This is a genomic window from Piscinibacter sp. HJYY11, from assembly GCF_016735515.1.
Lineage (GTDB): Bacteria > Pseudomonadota > Gammaproteobacteria > Burkholderiales > Burkholderiaceae_C > Rhizobacter.
On record NZ_JAERQZ010000001.1, the window covers coordinates 2,796,061 to 2,814,409 of the forward strand.

The following is an 18,349-nucleotide window of genomic DNA, read 5'->3' on the forward strand; positions in this document are numbered from 1 at the left end:
TCCTTTCATGCTTCGCCGTTCGCTCATCATCGCCACGCTCGCCGCCATCACCCTCGCCTCGCAGGCCCACGCCCAGCAGAAGAAGGAGCTCGTCTTCGGCGCCACCGCCGGGCCGTACGCCGACCAGATCAAGCTCGGCATCAAGCCGCTGCTCGAGAAGAAGGGCTACAGCGTGAAGGTGGTCGAGTTCAACGACTACATCCAGCCCAACCACGCGCTGGCGCAAGGCGCGCTCGATGCCAACGCCTTCCAGCACGAGGTGTACCTGAAGAAGTTTTCCACCGAGCACAAGCTCGCGCTGAGCGAGCTGCTCAAGGTGCCCACCGCGCCGATCGCGCTCTACAGCAGGAAGCACAAGACGCTCGACGTGAAGGAAGGCGCACTCGTCGCCCTGCCCAACGACCCGACGAACGCCGCCCGCGCGCTGGTGGTGCTGCAGGAGATCGGCTGGGTGAAGCTGAAGGAGGGCACCGACCCGATCCGCGCCTCCGAGAAAGACGTGGCCGTGAACATCAAGAAGATCAAGCTCGTGCCCATCGAAGCGGCGCAGCTGCCGCGCTCGCTGGGCGACACCGACTACTCCTTCGTCAACGGCAACTTCGCGCTCGCCTCGGGCCTGAAGCTCACCGAAGCGCTGGTGCTCGAGAAGACCGGCCCGACCTACCAGAACCTGGTGGCCGTGCGCACCGCCGACCGTGACGCCGCCTGGGCGAAGGACATCGCCGAGGCCTACCGCTCGAAGGAATTCCTCGCCGTCACCGAGAAGCACTTCGCCGGCTTCGTGAAGACCGACTACCAGCAGGCGCTCGGCGCCGCTGCAGGGCGCTGAAGCACATGGCCCAGCAGATCCGGTTCAACGCGTTCCAGATGAACGCGGCCTCGCACCAGTCACCCGGGCTGTGGACGCACCCGCGCGACACCACGCACCGCTACACCGACCCCGAGCACTGGGTGGTGCTCGCGCGCCTGCTGGAGAAGGGCCTCTTCGACGGCGTCTTCCTCGCCGACGTGCTGGGCGTGAACGACACCTACGCCAACTCGCCCGAGGCCGCGCTGCGCCACGGCGTGCAGATCCCGCTCAACGACCCGCTGCTGCTGGTGCCGCTGATGGCACAGGTGACCGAGCACCTGGGCTTTGGCGTGACCTGCGCGCTGAGCTACGAGCACCCGTACTCGTTCGCGCGCCGCATGAGCACGCTCGACCACCTCACGCGCGGCCGCATCGGCTGGAACATCGTCACCGGCTACCTCGAGAGCGCCGCGCGCAACCTCGGTGTGCAGCGCCGTCCGCACGACGACCGCTACGACCAGGCCGACGAGTACATGGAGGTCGTCTACAAGCTGTGGGAGCACAGCTGGGAAGACGACGCGGTGCGGCGCGACCGCGCGAGCGGCGTCTACGTCGACCCGGCCAAGGTGCACGGCATCGCCCACTTCGGCGAGCACTACCAGGTGCCGGGCATCCACCTCTGCGAGCCATCGCCGCAGCGCACGCCGGTGCTCTACCAGGCCGGCACCTCCTCGCGCGGCAAGGTGTTCGCGGCACGGCATGCCGAGTGCGTGTTTGTCAGCGGCCCCAGCAAGGCGGTGATCGCGCGCTACGTGCGCGACCTGCGGCAAGCCGCGGCCGACGAAGGGCGCGACCCGCAGAGCCTGCTCATCTATGCGCAGGCCCTCGTCATCACCGGCGCGACTGAAGCCGAGGCGCGCGCCAAGCGCGCCGAGTACGAGGCACACATCGACACCGAGGCCTCGCTCGCGCTGCTGTCGGGCTGGACGGGCGTGGACTTCAGCCGCACGCCGCACGACGCGACCATCGAGTACCTCGACACCGACTCCGGCCGCGCCGCGCTCGCCTCCTTCACGCAGGCCGACCCCACGCGCAAGTGGACGGTGGGCGAGGCCGCACGCTTCATCGGCCTGGGCGGCCGCGGGCCGGTCATCACCGGCGACGCGAAGCAGGTGGCCGACGAGCTCGAGTCCTGGGTCGACGAGACCGGCATCGACGGCTTCAACCTCACCTACGCCATCGCCCACGAGACCATGCGCGACGTGGTCGAGCACCTCGTGCCCGAGCTGCAGCGGCGTGGCCGCTACCGCACCGAGTACCCGCAGGGCACGCTGCGCAGCAAGCTGTTCCGGCGTGGCCCGCGCCTGCCGGCGAGCCACGCGGCGCACAAGGTGTCGCTCGGCCGCGCCGCCCCGGCCACACCGCAACCCGAAGCCGCCCTCGCGTCCTGAACCTCTTCCACTTCACCTTCACCATGACACGATCCTTCTTCCAACCCTGGCGGCGCGCCCTGCTCGTCGCCACCGCGCTGGCCCTGGCCGGCACCGCGGCCCAGGCACGCGAGACCGTGCGCATCAGCTTCCAGCGTTCGTCGACACTGCTCACGCTCATCAAGGCGAGCGGCGCGCTCGAGAAGAAGCTCGCACCGCTCGGCTACGACGTGAGCTGGCACGAGCTGAACGGCAACGCGCTGCTGCAGGCGCTCAACACGGGCAGCGTCGACATCCACGCCGACGTGGCCGATGCCTACATCCTCTTCACGCAGGCGGCCAACGCACCGCTCACCTACTTCGCCAAGGAGACATCGGCCCCGTCGGCGCAGGCGGTGATCGTGCCGGCCGAGTCCCCGATCAAGAGCATTGCCGACCTCAAGGGCAAGCGCGTGACCGTGCTCAAGGGCGCCGGCGCGCACTACCTGCTGCTCACCGCCCTGAAGCAGGCCGGCCTGAAGCCGACCGACATCGACCTGCGCTTCCTCGACCAGCAGGACGGCGTGACCGCATACAACGGCGGTGCGGTGGATGCGATCTCCATCTGGGACCCGCTGCTCGGCGTGCAGCTGCAGTCGGGCAAGAGCCGCGTGCTCGCCGATGGCCGCAACACCAACGTCGAGTACAGCCGCTACTACACCGCGACCACCGCCTTCGCCAAGGCACACCCGCAGGTGCTCAAGGTCGTGTTCGACGAGCTGCAGGCCACCGGCCGCTGGGTCAAGGCCAACCCGGCCGAGGCCGCGACGCGCCTGTCGCCCATCTGGGGCAACGTGCCTGCCGCGACCGTGGACCAGGTCAACAGCCGCCGCAGCTACGCCATCGTGCCCGTCGTGCGCAACGAGCTGGGCGAGCTGCAACGCATCGCCGACACCTTCCGCGAGGCCGGCCTCATCAACCGTGAACTCAAGGCCACCACCGTCGACATCTGGAGCGCTCCCCAGCCATGAAACGCCGTCAACTCCTGAGCGCTGCCGCCGGCAGCGCCCTCGCCCTGCCCGCCGTCCTGCGCGCCGCCGATGCGCCCAAGGAGGTGCGCCTCGACTACGCCTACTACTCACCCACGAGCCTGGTGCTGCGCCGCTTCGGCTGGCTGGAAGAAGATTTCAAGAAGGACGGCATCGCCGTCAAGTGGACGCTCAGCGCCGGCAGCAACCGCGCGCTCGAGTACCTGAACAGCAACTCGGTCGACATCGCCTCCAGCGCGGGCCTGGCCGCGCTGCTGTCCAAGGCCAACGGCAACCCGATCAAGACGCCCTACATCTTCTCGCGCCCCGAGTGGACAGCCCTCGTGGTGCCGAAGAACTCGCCCATCAAGACGCTGCGCGACCTGAAGGGCAAGAAGATCGCCGCCACCAAGGGCACCGACCCCTACCTCTTCCTGCTGCGTGCGCTGCACACCGTGGGCCTGAAGCGCAGCGACATCGAGCACGTGCCGCTGCAGCACGCCGACGGCCGCGCCGCGCTGGAGCAGGGTCGCGTCGACGCCTGGGCCGGGCTCGACCCGCTGATGGCCGCGAGCGAGCTGGAGTCGGGCGCCCGGCTCATCTACCGCAACGTGGCCTTCAACACCTACGGCTTCCTCAACGTGCGGGAAGACTTCCTCTCGAAGCACCCGGCGGAGGTGCGGCGTGTGATCGCCGGCTACGAGCGCGCGCGTCAGTGGGTCCTGTCCAACCAGAGCCAGGCGGCGCAGATCCTGTCGGAAGAGGCCAAGGTCTCGCTGCCGGTGGCGCTGCTGCAGATCAAGGCGCGCACCGACCTGAGCAACCCGGTGCCCTCGTCCGAGCATGTGAAGGCGCTGCAGTCGGCCTCGCCCATCCTGCTCGACGAACAGCTGGTCAAGCCCGGCACCGATCTCAACAGGATCGTGACCGAGCTGGTCGACACGCAGTTCTCGCGCAACCTGCTCGCCAAGGCCTGAGATGTCATCGCTGCCCGCGGGATTGAGCACGCCACGCCACGCGCCCTCGCGCGCTTGGCGCCTGCCGCGCCTGTGGCTGGGGGCCGTGGTGCCGGTCTCGGTGCTGATGTTGCTGGAAACGGTGTCGCGCGCCGGCTGGGTGGCGGCCAACCTGCTGCCGCCGCCGAGCGAGGTGTTCAGCACCTTGTGGTGGCTGCTGCAGCAGGGCAGCCTCGTCTTGCACGTGGGCGCGAGCAGCCTGCGTGTCGTGACCGGCTTCATCGTCGGTGCGGGTCTTGCGCTCGCGGTGGGCGCGCTGGTGGGCCTGAACCACCGGGCCGAGCGCCTGCTCGACCCGAGCTTCCAGGCGCTGCGGGCCATCCCCTCGCTCGCCTGGGTGCCGCTGCTGCTGCTCTGGCTCGGCATCGACGAAGCGCCCAAGCTCACGCTGATCGCCATCGGCGCCTTCTTCCCCGTCTACATGGGTGTGGCCTCGGGCTTTCGCGACGTCGACCGCAAGCTGGTGGAAGTGGCGCGCATGGCCGGGCTGTCGCAGCTCGCGCTGGTGCGGCGCGTGCTGCTGCCGGCGGCGCTGCCGTCGGTGATGACGGGGCTGCGCAACGGCCTGAGCCTCGCGTGGATGTTCATGGTCGCCGCCGAGCTGATCGCCGCCACGCGCGGCCTCGGCTACCTGCTCACCGATGGGCGCGAGACCGGCCGGGCCGACATCGTGCTCGCGGCCATCGTGTTGCTCGCGCTGCTGGGCAAGCTCTCCGACACCGGCATGGCCTGGGTCGAACGGCGCTGGCTCGCGTGGCGCGACACCTTTGATTCGGCGCGCAGCGCATGAGCACTCTTTTGGAAGTGGATTTGAAACACAAGCGCTATGGCGAGCGCGAGGTGTTGAGCCACGTGCGCCTGCACCTCCAGGAAGGCGAGATCGTCTCGCTGGTCGGCGCGAGCGGCTGCGGCAAGAGCACGCTGCTGCGCGTGATTGCCGGGCTCGACACCGAGGCCGAGGGCGGCGTGTGGTTGCGCGGCCACCGCTGCACCGGGCTCACGCCCGAGATCCGCGTCGTCTTCCAGGAGCCACGCCTCTTCCCCTGGCTCACCGTCGCGCAGAACGTGGCCTTCGACCTGGGCGACGGCGGCCAGCATGATCCGCAGGTGGCCGCGCTCATCCGCGAAGTGGGCCTCGACGGACTGAGCCATGCACTGCCCAAGCAGCTCTCGGGCGGGCAGGCGCAGCGCGTGGCCATCGCGCGCGGCCTCTTCGTGCGGCCCTCGCTGCTGCTGCTCGACGAGCCCTTCTCTGCCGTCGACGCGTTCACCCGCATCAAGCTGCAGGACCTGCTGCTGCAGCTCGCGCAGGCACACGGCGTGACGGTGCTGATGGTCACGCACGACATCGACGAAGCGGTGCACGTGAGCGACCGCGTGCTGGTGATGGAAGCCCACCCCGGGCGCATCCGCAGCGAGCTCACGATCGACCTGCCCCGCCCGCGCGAACGCGAGCACCCGCAGCACCACCACCACGCCACCCGCGTGCGCCAGGCCTTGCAGGCGGCGCATGCTTTCTGATCCTCTCGCTGATCCCTTGCCAAGACCCATGCTGACCCGCCTCTTCCTCACCGCCACCCTCGCCTTCGCCACGCTCGCCGCCCATGCGCAGGAGACGATCAAGATCGCCGTCACCGCCGGCCCGCACGCACAGATCGCCGAAGTGGCGAAGAAGGTCGCCGCGCGCGACGGCCTCACGCTGCAGATCGTCGAGTTCAACGACTACATCCAGCCCAATGCCGCGCTCGACGCGGGCGACGTGCACGCCAACAGCTACCAGCACCTGCCCTACCTGCAGTCGCAGCTGCAGGCGCGCGGCTACAAGATCACGCCGGTGGGCGACACCGTCACCTTCCCGATGGGCTTCTATTCCAAGCGCCACAAGTCGCTCGCCGACCTGCCCAAGGGCGCGAAGGTCGGCATCCAGAACGACCCGTCGAACAGCGGCCGTGCGCTCGCGCTCCTCCAGAAGTACGGCGTGATCAAGTTGAAGCCCGGTGCCGGCATCAGCGCGACGGTGGCCGACGTGGTCGACAACCCCAAGGGCCTGCAGATCGTCCAGATCGAGGCCGCGCAGCTGCCGCGCTCGCTCGACGACCTGGACGCGAGCGCCATCAACACCAACTACGCGGTGCAGGCCAAGCTCGTGCCCACGCGCGATGCCATCGCGATCGAAGACGCGAAGAGCCCCTACGCCAACCTGCTGGCCGTGCGCACGCAGGACAAGGACAAGCCCTGGGTGCCGAAACTGGTGAAGGCCTTCCAGTCGCCCGAGGTCAAGGCCTTCGTGCAGTCGAGCTTCAACGGCTCGCTCGTCCCCGCGTTCTGACACCGGCCTTCTGACACCGGCGTTCTGACGGCAGGGCCTTCGGGCCCTGCCTAAGATCGCCGGACATGAAAGCACTCGCCTTCCTTCTCGTCGCGGCCAGCCTGAGCGCCAGCGCACAAGCCCCACTCCCCCAGCTCAAGGCCTACGAAGTCCCCGCCAGCTGGCTCACGCCGATCGAGCCGCTGCGCATCGCCGACCGCACCTGGCAGATCGGCACCGCCGACATCACGAGCCTGCTCATCAAGACCGAGCAGGGCGCGGTGCTGATCGATGGCGGCATGCCGCAGGCCGCCGAGCTGCTGGTCGCGCACCTGCAGCGCTTGGGCGTCGCACCGCACGAGCTGAAGCTCATCCTGCACAGCCACGCGCATGCCGACCACGTGGGGCCGCTCGCGGCGCTCAAGCGGGCCACCGGTGCGCGCCTGGTCAGCAACGCCGAATCGGCCGCACTGCTCGCGCGTGGCGGCAGCGGCGACATCCACTTCGCCGATGGCATCACCTACCCGCCGGTGCAGGCCGACCGGCTGCTGCAGGACGGCGAGACCGTCTCGCTCGGCACCATGCGCTTCACCGTCGCGTTCACACCGGGCCACACGCCCGGCAGCATGAGCTGGACCTGGACCGACACGCGCCACGGCGCGCCGCTGCGCATCGCCTACGTCGACAGCCTGAGCGCGCCCGGCTACACGCTCGTCGGAAACGCCGCCTACCCGCAACTGCTCGACGCCTATGCGCGCAGCTTCGCCATCGTGCGCCAGCTGCCCTGCGACCTGCTGATCACGCCCCACCCCGACCAGAGCGGCTGGCACTACGCCGATGCCGCACAGCCCCACCCGCGGCCGATGAGCTGCGCAGCCTATGCCGATGCGGCCGAGGCGCGCATCAAGAAACAGGCCGACGAGCAACGCGCCAGGCGCCCGCGTGGCACCTGACGGAACACCCGCGTCCACATCGGCCGAAGATGCTTGCCAAGCGACAAGCAAACACCCTCCCCCGTGATACAACGCCGCACGCATGACGCGCGCTGAGCCCGGCGCATGGTGCTCCGGGGGCGCAGCGGAGGGAGCTGCTCGTGGTGGATCGTTTGAAGAACAAGGTGGCCGTCATCACCGGGGGCTGCTCGGGCATCGGCCTGGGCACGGTGGAGAAATTCGTTGCCGAAGGCGCACAGGTCATGGTGGGCGACATCAACGACGCCGACGGTGCTGCGCTCGTCGAGCGCTTCGGCGGGCAGGTCGCCTTCCAGCACTGCAACGTGCTCGAAGCGCCGCAGATCGAGGCGCTGATGGCCGCGGCGGTCGAGCGCTTCGGGGGCCTGGACATCGTCTTCAACAACGCCGGCGCCGGCGGCACGCCCGCCACCATCGCCGAGATGACGGCCGAGGGCTGGGACTTCACGCAAAACCTGCTGCTGCGTTCGGTGGCACTCGGCATCGCCTACGCGGTGCCGCACCTGAAGCGGCGCGGCGGCGGTGCCATCGTCAACACCGCGTCGATCGCGGGCGTGCAATCGGGCGCAGCGCCGATCGCGTATTCGGTGGCCAAGGCCGGCGTGATCCACCTCACCCGCATCGCCGGGGCTGAGCTCGCGCGCAGCAACATCCGCGTCAACGCGGTGTGCCCGGGGCTGATCCTCACCAACATCTTCACCGCCAACCCGGAGCGTGTGCCGCCCGCGGCCGCGCCGATGGTCAAGGCCGCCATGGCCAAGGGCGCGCCCAACGCGCAGCCCATCGCCAAGGCAGGCTTGCCGGAAGACATTGCCAAGGCGGTGCTCTTCTTTGCCTCCGACGAGTCGGCGTTCGTGACGGGTGAGCACCTTCTCGTGGATGGTGGTGCCTTCATCGGGCCCCGCCACGTGTGGGACCCGGTCGCCCAGGCCGAGCGGGAGGCCCGCATGCGAGGATGACGGCCCCTCGGTCGACGGGTACGTCGACCGATCCCCCGAGGGAATGCGGGCCGGCTTGGGGCGGCCCGGCGCTCGGCCCGCCTGCCGCCTCCACGGCACGCCAATTGCCCCAAGGTGGAGGATGCGCCACAGCTCCTTCCACGACAGCCCGCTCCACGTCCTGCTCAACGCGGCCTCGGGCCGCGACGATGCCCAGGCGACCTATGCGCTGATCGGCCAGCGGCTGGCCGAATCGGGCCGGCGCTACCGGATCGAGATGGTGCAGCGTGGTGCGGACATCCCGCGCACCGCGCAGCGCCTCGCCTCGCAGGCCACGGCGCAAGGCGGCGTGATCGTGGCCGCGGGTGGCGACGGCACCATCAACGCCGTGGCCCAGGCCGCCCACGACGCCGGCTGCCCGATGGGCGTGCTGCCGCAGGGCACCTTCAACTACTTCAGCCGCACGCACGGCATCCCGCAAGACACCGCCGCCGCCGTCTCGGCGCTGCTCAACGCGCAGGCGCAGCCGGTGCAGGTGGGGCTGATCAACAACCGCGTCTTCCTCGTCAACGCGAGCCTCGGCCTCTACCCCGAGCTGCTGGAAGACCGCGAGGCCTACAAGCAGCGCTTCGGCCGCAGCCGCATCGTGGCGCTCTTCGCCGCCGGGGCCACGCTGCTGCGCGAGCACCGCCAGCTGCGCCTGCGCATCGAGCGCGGCGGCGCGGTGCGCGACGTGCGCACGGCCACGCTCTTCGTCGGCAACAACCGCCTGCAGCTGCAGCAGGTGGGCCTGCCCGAAGCGCGCGGCATCGAGCACGGCCGCGTGGCCGCGGTGATGCTCAAGCCCACCAGCACCTGGGGCCTGGTGCGCCTCATGTGGAACAGCGCGCTGGGCAAGCTCTCGGAAGCCGACGAGGTGGAGAGCTTCCAGTTCCAGCACATGACGGTGCAGCCCTGGCTGCCGTATGGCGCACGCCGCGTGAAGGTGGCCACCGATGGCGAGATCTGCCTGATGCGTGCGCCGCTCGAGTTCCGCGTGTCGCCGCGGCCGCTCTACCTGCTGAAGCCGGGTGCGGTGGTCACGCGCACCGAAGCGGTCGAACATGCTGCTGCACATCTCTGACCCGCACTTCGGCACCGAGCAGCCGGAGGTGTGCGACGCGCTGCTGCGCCTGACCGACACGCACCGGCCCGAGCTGGTGGTGCTGTCGGGCGACATCACGCAGCGCGCCCGCCGCGCGCAGTTCCGCGCCGCGCGCGAGTTCGTCGACCGGCTCAACACGCCGCGCACGCTCGTCATCCCGGGCAACCACGACATCCCGCTCTTCAACGTCTTCGCGCGCATGTTCCGGCCCTATGCCAACTACCTGCGCGAATTCCCCGACGTGGCCGGCGTGCACGACTCGAGCCGCCTGCGCGTGATCGCGCTCAACACCACGCGGCCGAGCCGCCACAAGAACGGCGTGCTGTCGCCGGGGCAGGTCGACAGCGTGGCAAGCGAGCTGCGCCTCGCGCGGCCCGGTCAGCTGCGCATCGTGGTGATGCACCAGCCGATCGCGGTGGAGCGCCCGCAGGACGCGCACGACCGGCTGCGCGGCCCGCTGGACGATGCGCTGCAGCGCTGGGCCGAAGCCGGGGCCGACCTGATCCTCGGCGGCCACATCCACCTGCCTTTCGTCATGCCGCTCTTCGGCCGCAGCCTCGCGCTCAAGCGCCGGTTGTGGGTGGTGCAGGCGGGCACGGCGGTGTCGAGCCGGGTGCGCGAAGGCATCCCGAATTCGGTCAACCTGATCCGCTGGGGCGGCGTGCTGCCGGTGGGCGCCTGCGTGGTGGAGCGCTGGGACTACCTCGCCGATGCGCATGCCTTCGCACGCGCGCGGGTCTCGGCCCTCGACATCGGGTGGCTGCCGCCACCCGCGCCGCCGATGAGCGTGCCGCCTGTCGATCCGGCGCAGCGCCTGTCGGCGTCGTTCAGTTCGGTGGAGTGAGCCTCAGACCTTCAGCCCGCGCAGGAAGCGCTGCAAGGACGCATCGAGCTTCGGTGCCGCCAGCTCCGGGTTGCCGCCGGCCTGGTTGGCGCGGCCGTGCACCGCGAAGTGGCCCACCAGCTGCAGCAGGCTGTCGGCCGCATACGGCTTCTCGACGAAGGCGTCGTAGTCGGTGAACGACTCGCGCACCACCGCCTCGTGGGTGCCGCTCATCACGATGATCGGGATGTCTTCCAGCAGCGGGTTGGCACGCACCGCCTGCCCGAGCTCGCCACCGGTCACGTGCGGCATCATGAAATCGGTGAGGATCACCGCGGGCTTCTCGCCGCCCAGCAGCTCGAGGGCGAGCTTGCCGTTGGAGGCCGGCGCCACGCGAAAGCCTTCCGCTTCGAGCAGCAGGCGCAGGACCTCCGCGTTCCCGTACTCGTCTTCGGCCAGCAGCACCAGTTTCATCATCCGCAACCTTGAGGGCCTCACGTGGCCGTCAAACCCGACGCACCGAGCGTCAGGTCGAACGTGTTGCGCGACATGCGCGTCGCACGCAGCTTGGCGACACTGAGCCGGCGGCTGTCGGGCGCCTCGTCGCTTCGGGCGAGGTGCAGCACATTGTCGAACCAGGCGGCGAGGCCGTCGCCGCTGGGGTCTCTGCTGCCGGTGGCGGCGGCCAGCGCCGCAGGGTCGAGCGTGAAGAGCGAGGTCACGCCGCGCAGCTTCAACTCGCGCAGGAGCCGGCCGACGAAGCGGTAGCCGCGCTCCGAGAAGGCCACCGTGTCGGCCAGCGCCGCCATGCCATCGACCACCAGGCGGGTGACGCGGTGCTCGTCGACGAGCCGCAGCAGCTTGTGGCCCATCTCGTCGAGCGCCTCGTCTTCCGCGCCCTGTTCATAGATGCAGAGAGCGCCGGTCTCGAGTGCTGCGTCCACGCGCAGCCCGCACAGGCCGCCGGCCCGCACCAGCTCGAGCGCCGTCTCGGTGCCGGAAACCATCAGGGCCGGCTTTCCTCGGGTGGCGCCTGCCAGGAAGGCGAGCGCCAGCAGGGTCTTGCCCGAGCCGCTGCGGCCCACCAGCAGCGTGCCGCTGCCGGGCTCCAAGCCACCGTGCTGCAGCGCGGCATCGACGTCGGGCACGCCCAGGCCCACGGGGGCGGTGCCGACGTCCACGGCCGGTGCCCCGTGGGGCAGCGCCTCCAGCCGCGGGAAGAAGCGCAACCCGTCGCTGGTGATGCAGAAGGTGTGCTTGCCGCGCTCGACCGCGCTGCCGCGGAATTTGCGCACCTGGATGCGCCGCTCGCTGCGCCACTGGTAGGTGTAGTCCTCGAAGGCAAAGATGCCGTCGACCATGGTCTGCTCGGCATCGAGCGGGCGGCCCCGGCCGCTGGTGAGCAGCAGGCAGGTGACGGCCATCGCCGAGGCCAGGCTCTGCAGCTCGTGCACGAACTGGCGCACCCCTTCCTCGGGGCGGCTCTGGCCGATGTCGGCGACCAGGCCGTCGACGATCAGGAGGCTCACCTGGTGGCGCGCCATCTCGCTGCGCAGCAGCTGCACCACGGCCTTGAGGCCCTGCTCTTCGAGCTCGCGGTAGCCGCTCAGGTAGAGCACCGAGGAGTTGACGAGCTCGGGCTTGCAGAAGCTTTGGCCGAGCATGTGCTGCAGCATGCGCGAGTGCGACTCGGCGAGCATCGTCACGTAGAGCGCCTTGCCGCCGCGCGCGGCGAGCGAGAAGGCGATCTGGTTGGCGAGCGTGGTCTTGCCGGCACCGGGCGGCCCTTCGAGGATGTAGACCCCTCCTTCGAACAGCCCGCCATGCAGGATCTCGTCGAGACCGGGGACCGTGGTGGGAAAGCGCTTCATCGCTGGCATGGGAGACGCCCCTCTGTGGCTGTTCTTGTGGATGCACAGGATGGTAGCGGGGGGAATCCCCGCCCCGTGTCAGACAAACACCCGTCTCGCCTCCCCTGCCGGTCAACCGGCCCCACCCACCACGAAGCTGCCGACGGTGACCATGTCGGCCGGGCCGGACAGGCGCAGCGTGACCCGCTCGTCCTTCTGGTCGGCGCGGCCGAAGCCGGTGCTGAGCACCAGCATCAGGGTGGTCGAGGGCGACACCACCTGCTGGCGGTGGCCGTAGAAGCGCGCCTGCACGAGATAGCGGCCGGGCTTGGCGACCTTCAACGCAAACTCTTCCGGGCCGTAGCCGCCGGTCACGTCGCGCGAGACACGGGCGCCCTGGTAGCTCAGGCGCTGGCCGTAGTACGTCTGCTCGCCGTCGGGGTCGGTGACCCAGAGGTCGATGTCGGTGTTGTCGGCGTCCCAGCCGAGCACGATGCGCAGGTCGAGCGGCAGGTTGCGCAAGAGGCGCTTGTCGAAACCGGTGGTCTTCACCGGGCGGCCCAGGCGCTCGGCGCGCGCGATCACCATGTTCATCTCGTTGAGCGCGGTGAGGTCGATGTCCGGGAAACGGGCATCCCACGGGCGCGAGACCACCTGCCAGAGCTGGTCGACCGCGTCCTGCCACTGGCCGGCCTCGGCATGCGCGAGGCCGAGGTCGCGGAACGATTGCGGCTCGTTGGGGCTCAGGCGCTGCACCTCGCGCAGCACGGGCACGGCGAGCTGCGGCGCGTTGGCCTGCAGCAGGCGGTAGCCGAGCACGCGCAGGATGTGGCGGTTCTCCAGGTCCATCTCGGCCAGGTTCGACAGCACGCGCATCGCGAGCAGCGGCAGCTTCTTCTGAAAGAGCACGTCGGCGGCGTCGAGGAAGAAGGCGGTGCTGTCCAGGTGCTTCGGCCGCTCGTCGAGGTAGACGCGGTAGACCGATTCGGGGGTGGCCGCGCGCAGGCGGCGCGCGTAGGGCACGTCGGGCTGCCAGGGCTGGAGGCGGATCACGGCGGACGGTGGAGCGTCTTGTCCTGCGGCACCGGCCTTGGCCTTGCGGGCCGGGGCCAATTCGCGGCTCTCGGCCATCGGCGCGGGCGCGGCCGGGGCGGCCAGCGAGGGGCGCATCGCGTCGTCGCGGCGAGACAGCGCCATCTCCTGCCGGCCGGCCGCGCCGCCCAGCAAGCGCTGGCGATCCTGTTCCTGCTTCTGCGCCCTGGCCCCGGCGCCATCTTTCGGGAAGTCTTTCTCCCACCAGGCCACCTGCTCGGCAAAACGTGCCGCCACCTGGTCGAGGTGCTGGGCCCGCGAGCGCTGCTGGCCCTGCTGCACCTGCGCCATCGCGCGGGCATAGGCATCGCGCAGCGAGGGCGGCGGCTCGATCTCGAAGCGCACGTAGTCGTTGAGCGCCTCCAGCACGATGAGCGAGGTCTCGCGCGAGACGAGGCCATAGGTGCGGCCGAGGCGGCGAACCTCGGCGCGGGTGTCGCCCACCGCCGCTTCGAGCTCGGCGATGCGCAGCCCGGCCCAGCGCTGGGCGACCTGGGTCGAGCCCGTGTCGCTGGCGGCGACGTGCAGGCGACGCTGCTCGATGCGGCCATCGGCGCGCTCGAAGTCGAGCGTGAGCTCGGCCTCGCGATGTACCAGCACACCGGCCAGGCGCACGTAGCCCTCGGTGGCGTACGGGTCGTCGATGACCACGTCGCGCGCCTGCACGCTGGTCGCACGCAGCAGGCGTGGCTTGCGCAGCTGCAGGGCCTTCGCGGCATCGCCGGGCGCGAGGAGGTCGAGGTGCTCGCCGCCGCTGCGCTCGGCGAGCTGGCGCAGGCGGTGCACGTGGCCGCTCTCGCTGCTGAGCGACAGCGCGAAGAGCGGCACCGGGCTCGCCGGCAACGCGGCCTTCGCGCCCCAGTTGGAGAGGCCGTCGGAGAAGAGCAGTGCGAGCTCGCAGCCCTCGGTCTTGATCAAGGCCGGCAGGTTGCTCGCGCCGTCGCAGGGTGTCGCCTCCAGCACGCGGCGCAACGTCTGCCACTGGCCACCGCGCACGGTGAACCGCTGCTCGGGCTCGACCACGTCGCGGCCCACCTGCAGCAGCACCTCGACATGGCCCAGCGCACGGAAGTACTCGTCGAGCACCTGAAGCTCCAGGTGGCGCGTGCGCTTGCCGGCGGAGCCCGAAGCATCCCACAGCAGCGCGATGCGGCGCGGCCTGGCGCGTGGTGCTGGTGCGAGTGCCGCGTCGCCGATCGCCAGCTCGGCATAGAAATGCTCGCGGCCGGCGTGGCGCTGCGTGCTCACCACCGGGGTGCTGCGACGCGGCAGCGTAACCACCAGCGAGGGTGCGCCCTGGAGCTGGTCGGCCACGAGCGAGAGCTCGGCCCAGCCTTGCGCGGACCGGCGGCGCTCCAGCGCTTTCGCGGGCAGGTCCTCCATCCACACCGTGAGCTCGTCGGGTGTGGTGCCCGCGACCAGCACCTGCGCCTCGAGCCGCGACAGGCCCGAGCCAAAGCGCAGCGGCAGGTCGAGCCGGCCGCCGGCGTCCAGAGTCTGCGCGAGGTGCAGCACCACGCGGCGCGTGCCCTGGGCGGGCAGTGGGTAAACGCGCAGCTTGTAGTTGTCGCCGTCGGTCACTTCCAGCAGCGCCGGGTCGACCCGCGCCCGGATCACGTCTTCGAACACCTGCTGGCCCCGCGCCTTGTCGACCACCACCGCGGGGCGCAGCTCGCCGTCGATGTCGAGCTCGAAGCCGCTGACCCACTGGCCGTGGCCGAGCGGAAACTGCAGCTCGCCTTCGAGCACACGCCCGTTGGGATTGAAGAAGACGAGCTCGACGCGCATCTGCGCCGCGTGTCCGACGACCTCGGCGCGCACGCTCGCGCGCTGCACCCGCACCGGCTCGGCCGCAGGGTCCTGAAGCCGCATGCGCAGCATCGGGGGCTCGAAGGGGCGGGCCGGCGGCGCGAGGGCCAGCGCGCTCGGCGCGGCGCAGGCGCCCACCAGGGCAGAGAGGCAGGACCGGCGGGTCAGCGAAGCGGAAGTGAGAGCAGCAGTGGCCATGTCAGTGGAAGAAAGGGTGGGACACCCTGGCTTCCACGCACGAGCCGGCCCGACGGGGTGAAGCCGGTCGGAAAAATATTCAGGTCGCGGCGGCCGGCTTGGTGTCCACCGGCAGGCACAGCAGGGCCGTCAGCAGCGCCAGCCCCACGTGCAGGGCATAGAGCGGCGTGAAGTCGGCGCGCTCCAGGCCGGCATGGCCCAGCAGCAGCACGGTGATCGCCACGCCCAGCACCGAGCCGATCTGGCGCGTGGCCTGGTTGACGGCGCTGCCGACCGCATACTGGTCGGCCGGCAGCTTGTTGACGGCCGCGCCCGAGAGCGAAGGCAGCACCAGGCCCACGCCGAGGCCGCTCATCACCACGCCGGGCAGCCACTCGGTCAAGTACTCAGGCGTGGCGCCGGGCACGAAGAGGAACCAGGCGCCGCTCGCGGCATAGAGCAGCGCACCGCCCACCAGGAAGGGCCGGTGCCCGGTGCGCGCGGCGATGCGGCCCGAGACGATGGCCGTCACCACCACGAGCAGCGGCCCCGGCGTGATGGCAAGGCCCGCGCGGGGCAGGCTGTAGTGCCACACCTCGGTCATGTAGAAGAAGAAGCCGAAGAACATGATCGCGAAGGCGATGCCGAAGCTGAAGGTCGCCAGGTTCACGAAGGTGTAGGTGCGGTGGCGGAAGAGCCGCAGGTCGACCAGCGGGTCGCGGGCACGGCGCGCCCACAGCACGAAGCCGCCCAGCGCCACGAGCCCCGTCGCCGCGGCCACCAGCAGCTCGCTACTCGACCAGTGCGGCGACTCGCTCTGCACGATGGCCAGGGCCAGCGCGCCCACGCCAACGATCACGAGCAGCATGCCGACCACGTCGAGGCGCTTGTGGGCGCCTTCGCGCTTCTCCTCGCGCAGCAGCGTCGCGCCGCGCCAGATGGAGATCGCCCCCAGCGGCACGTTGATGTAGAAGGCCCACTGCCAGCCCACGGTGTCGACGACGAGCGAGCCGAAGCTCGGGCCCACCGCCGCGGCCAGGCCGCCCACCGCGCCCCACAGGCTCACCACCACCGTGCGCTTGCTCTGCGGGAAGGCCGCGAGCACCAGCGCCAGCGACGCCGGCGTGAGCAGCGCGGCGCCGATGGCCTGCAGCGCCCGCGCCGCGATCAGCCAGCCCAGGCTGCCGGCCAGTCCGCAGGCGGCCGAGGCGGCGATGAAGAGCGTCACGCCGAGCATGAACACGCGTCTGCGCCCGTGCCGGTCGGCCAGGCCGCCGGCCGGGATCAACATGGCCGCGAAGAGCACGGTGTAGGCGTTGAGCACCCACGACATGTCGGCCGCCGAGGCGCCCGGGAAGCCCGCCCGCATCGCGCCGAAGGCGGCGTAGAGCATCGTGGTGTCGAGCGAGACGAGGAACACCGCCACGCTCGCGACCCAGAACACGGGCCAGGGCGAGGCCTTGGCGACATGCGGTTCGGCGGTGGCAGGAAGGGGGAGCACGGTGGCGGGCTTCATGGGGGCGACCTTTCAGCGAGGGTTCAGCGCCAGTTCAACGCGACAGCGGCTGGGTGTAGACCGCCGGCGTGGCGGACAGGCCCGCCTTCACCATGCGGGTGATGTCATCGGCGAGCACCTCGGCGGCGCCGGCTTCGAGGCCGTCGAAGGCCCGCTGCACGACGAGCTCGGGGGCCGTCTTGGGCACGTCCATGCCGCGCACGAGGTCGGTGTCGACGAAGCCCACGTGCAGGCCGGTCACCTGGGTCTTCTGCGCCAGCAGTTCGAGGCGAAGGCCGTTGGTGAAGGCCCAGGCCGCGGACTTGGTGGCGCCGTAGACGCCCAGCAGCGGCGAATTGATCCAGCTCGCGATCGACAGCACGTTGAGGATGGCGCCGCCGCCCTGCGCCGCCAGCACCGGCGCGAACGCCTGGCTCATGCGCCACACGCCGAAGAAGTTGGTCTCGAACTGCTGGCGCGCCGACTCGATGGCGCCGTCGGCCAGGAAGCCGCCCGTGGTGGCGATGCCCGCGTTGTTGACCAGCAGCGTCACGTCGCTGCAGCGCTGCGCGGCGGCGCGCACCTGCTCGGGGTCGGTCACGTCGAGCCGGATCGGCTCGACCCCGGGCAGGTTCACGCTGGCCGGGTCGCGCGCCCCGGCGTACACCTTGCGCGCCCCGCGGGCCAGGGCCTCGCGGGCGAAGGCCAGCCCCAGGCCCCGGTTGGCACCGGTGACGAGAACCACTGCGTTGTCGAGCTTCATGTTCGGACCTCTTTCGGAAATATGATGACCGTCATAATTGAAGGCCAAGAAAAGCGCCGACGGGCGGCGCGGGTGAATCAGGCGGGGGTGGTGGTGTCGTGCTGGGCCAGCAGCCCCTCCCGGATGGACTTGAGCATGGCCTTGGCTTCGGCGCCGGTGCCGATCGCCCGCGCGATCTGCAGGCCGCCGACCATCGCGGCGGTGATGAGCGCAGCCGAGGCCGGGTCGGCGCCGGGCGGCAGCGCCACGCGCACCCGCTCGACCAGCCCCAGTACGCGCCGCGCCGAGGCCTCGCGCACCTCGGGCGCCTGGCGCGGCATCTCGGACAGCAGCGCCGACACCACGCAGCCCGTCTCCAGGGCTTCGAGGTGCTCGTCGGAAAGGTAGCTCTCGACCAGCACGCGCAGCGGGCTCACGCCCTCACGCGCCAGCGCTTCCACCTTGCGTTCGAGCCGGCCGGCGTTGGCCTGCCCGGCCCGGCTCACCGCCTCGGCCAGCAGGGCGTCGCGCGACTTGAAGTGCGCGTAGAAGCCGCCGTGGGTGAGGCCGGCTTCCTTCATGACGCTGGCCACGCCGGTGCCGGCATAGCCGCTGCGCCGGATGGCGCGCGCCGCCGCCTCGACGATGCGTTCGTGCGAGAGCTCGCTGCGGCTGGGAGGCTTGGTCATGGCGGTGGATCGGCTCAAATATGATGATCATCATAATTCAAGCCCAGCCGTTTTGCATCTCGCATGTT

17 protein-coding genes are annotated in these 18,349 nt (G+C 70.4%); 11 read left to right on the top strand and 6 right to left on the bottom strand.

Annotated elements, in window-relative coordinates; translation table 11 throughout:
- Positions 1-7 precede the first annotated feature (7 nt).
- The 11 genes from JI745_RS12935 (at position 8) to JI745_RS12985 (ending at position 10,448) form a co-directional block, all read left to right on the top strand.
- The gene (locus JI745_RS12935; RefSeq protein ID WP_201807122.1) at positions 8-829 is read left to right on the top strand and encodes a MetQ/NlpA family ABC transporter substrate-binding protein; all 822 of its coding nucleotides are present in this window, start codon (positions 8-10) and stop codon (positions 827-829) included.
- Positions 830-834: 5 nt separating this feature from the next.
- On the top strand, positions 835-2,241 hold the full coding sequence (locus JI745_RS12940) for an LLM class flavin-dependent oxidoreductase (protein ID WP_201807124.1): 1,407 nt from the start codon (positions 835-837) through the stop codon (positions 2,239-2,241).
- A 23-nt stretch (positions 2,242-2,264) separates the two neighbouring features.
- A complete protein-coding gene (locus JI745_RS12945) occupies positions 2,265-3,230 on the top strand; it encodes an aliphatic sulfonate ABC transporter substrate-binding protein (RefSeq protein ID WP_201807126.1) in 966 nt (321 codons plus the stop codon).
- A complete protein-coding gene (locus tag JI745_RS12950) occupies positions 3,227-4,204 on the top strand; it encodes an aliphatic sulfonate ABC transporter substrate-binding protein (RefSeq protein WP_201807129.1) in 978 nt (325 codons plus the stop codon). The genes JI745_RS12945 and JI745_RS12950 overlap by 4 nt, the downstream gene beginning before the upstream one ends.
- Position 4,205: 1 nt before the next feature.
- Positions 4,206-5,033, top strand: coding sequence for an ABC transporter permease (locus tag JI745_RS12955; protein WP_201807133.1), 828 nt, complete (start codon positions 4,206-4,208; stop codon positions 5,031-5,033).
- Positions 5,030-5,764, top strand: a complete 735-nt coding sequence (locus tag JI745_RS12960) for an ABC transporter ATP-binding protein (protein WP_201807136.1) — start codon at positions 5,030-5,032, stop codon at positions 5,762-5,764. Before JI745_RS12955 ends, JI745_RS12960 begins: the two co-directional genes overlap by 4 nt.
- 28 nt (positions 5,765-5,792) lie before the next feature.
- Positions 5,793-6,572 carry a MetQ/NlpA family ABC transporter substrate-binding protein gene (locus JI745_RS12965; RefSeq protein ID WP_201807139.1) on the top strand — a complete coding sequence of 260 codons (780 nt, stop codon included), beginning with the start codon at positions 5,793-5,795 and terminating at the stop codon, positions 6,570-6,572.
- A 65-nt stretch (positions 6,573-6,637) separates the two neighbouring features.
- Positions 6,638-7,504: a subclass B3 metallo-beta-lactamase gene (gene bla, locus JI745_RS12970; RefSeq protein WP_201807142.1), complete on the top strand. Its 867-nt coding sequence runs from the start codon at positions 6,638-6,640 to the stop codon at positions 7,502-7,504.
- A 140-nt stretch (positions 7,505-7,644) separates the two neighbouring features.
- Positions 7,645-8,481: an SDR family NAD(P)-dependent oxidoreductase gene (locus JI745_RS12975; RefSeq protein WP_201807145.1), complete on the top strand. Its 837-nt coding sequence runs from the start codon at positions 7,645-7,647 to the stop codon at positions 8,479-8,481.
- A 121-nt stretch (positions 8,482-8,602) separates the two neighbouring features.
- Positions 8,603-9,583 (top strand): diacylglycerol kinase family protein, encoded by a 981-nt coding sequence (locus JI745_RS12980; protein ID WP_201807148.1) that lies wholly within the window; start codon positions 8,603-8,605, stop codon positions 9,581-9,583.
- The gene (locus JI745_RS12985; RefSeq protein WP_201807151.1) at positions 9,564-10,448 is read left to right on the top strand and encodes a metallophosphoesterase; all 885 of its coding nucleotides are present in this window, start codon (positions 9,564-9,566) and stop codon (positions 10,446-10,448) included. The genes JI745_RS12980 and JI745_RS12985 overlap by 20 nt, the downstream gene beginning before the upstream one ends.
- 3 nt (positions 10,449-10,451) lie before the next feature.
- Here the strand turns inward: JI745_RS12985 and JI745_RS12990 are convergent, their stop codons facing one another.
- The 6 genes from JI745_RS12990 to JI745_RS13015 form a co-directional block, all read right to left on the bottom strand.
- Positions 10,452-10,901: a response regulator gene (locus JI745_RS12990; protein WP_201807154.1), complete on the bottom strand. Its 450-nt coding sequence runs from the start codon at positions 10,899-10,901 to the stop codon at positions 10,452-10,454.
- Between the two features lie 20 nt (positions 10,902-10,921).
- Positions 10,922-12,298, bottom strand: coding sequence for an ATPase domain-containing protein (locus JI745_RS12995; protein WP_201807156.1), 1,377 nt, complete (start codon positions 12,296-12,298; stop codon positions 10,922-10,924).
- A 111-nt stretch (positions 12,299-12,409) separates the two neighbouring features.
- Positions 12,410-15,376, bottom strand: coding sequence for a VIT domain-containing protein (locus JI745_RS13000; protein ID WP_201807159.1), 2,967 nt, complete (start codon positions 15,374-15,376; stop codon positions 12,410-12,412).
- Positions 15,377-15,455: 79 nt separating this feature from the next.
- Positions 15,456-16,871, bottom strand: a complete 1,416-nt coding sequence (locus JI745_RS13005) for a DHA2 family efflux MFS transporter permease subunit (RefSeq protein ID WP_201807167.1) — start codon at positions 16,869-16,871, stop codon at positions 15,456-15,458.
- A 34-nt stretch (positions 16,872-16,905) separates the two neighbouring features.
- Positions 16,906-17,613: an SDR family oxidoreductase gene (locus tag JI745_RS13010; protein WP_201807170.1), complete on the bottom strand. Its 708-nt coding sequence runs from the start codon at positions 17,611-17,613 to the stop codon at positions 16,906-16,908.
- A gap of 77 nt (positions 17,614-17,690) precedes the next feature.
- Positions 17,691-18,281 carry a TetR/AcrR family transcriptional regulator gene (locus JI745_RS13015; RefSeq protein WP_201807173.1) on the bottom strand — a complete coding sequence of 197 codons (591 nt, stop codon included), beginning with the start codon at positions 18,279-18,281 and terminating at the stop codon, positions 17,691-17,693.
- Positions 18,282-18,349 lie beyond the last annotated feature (68 nt).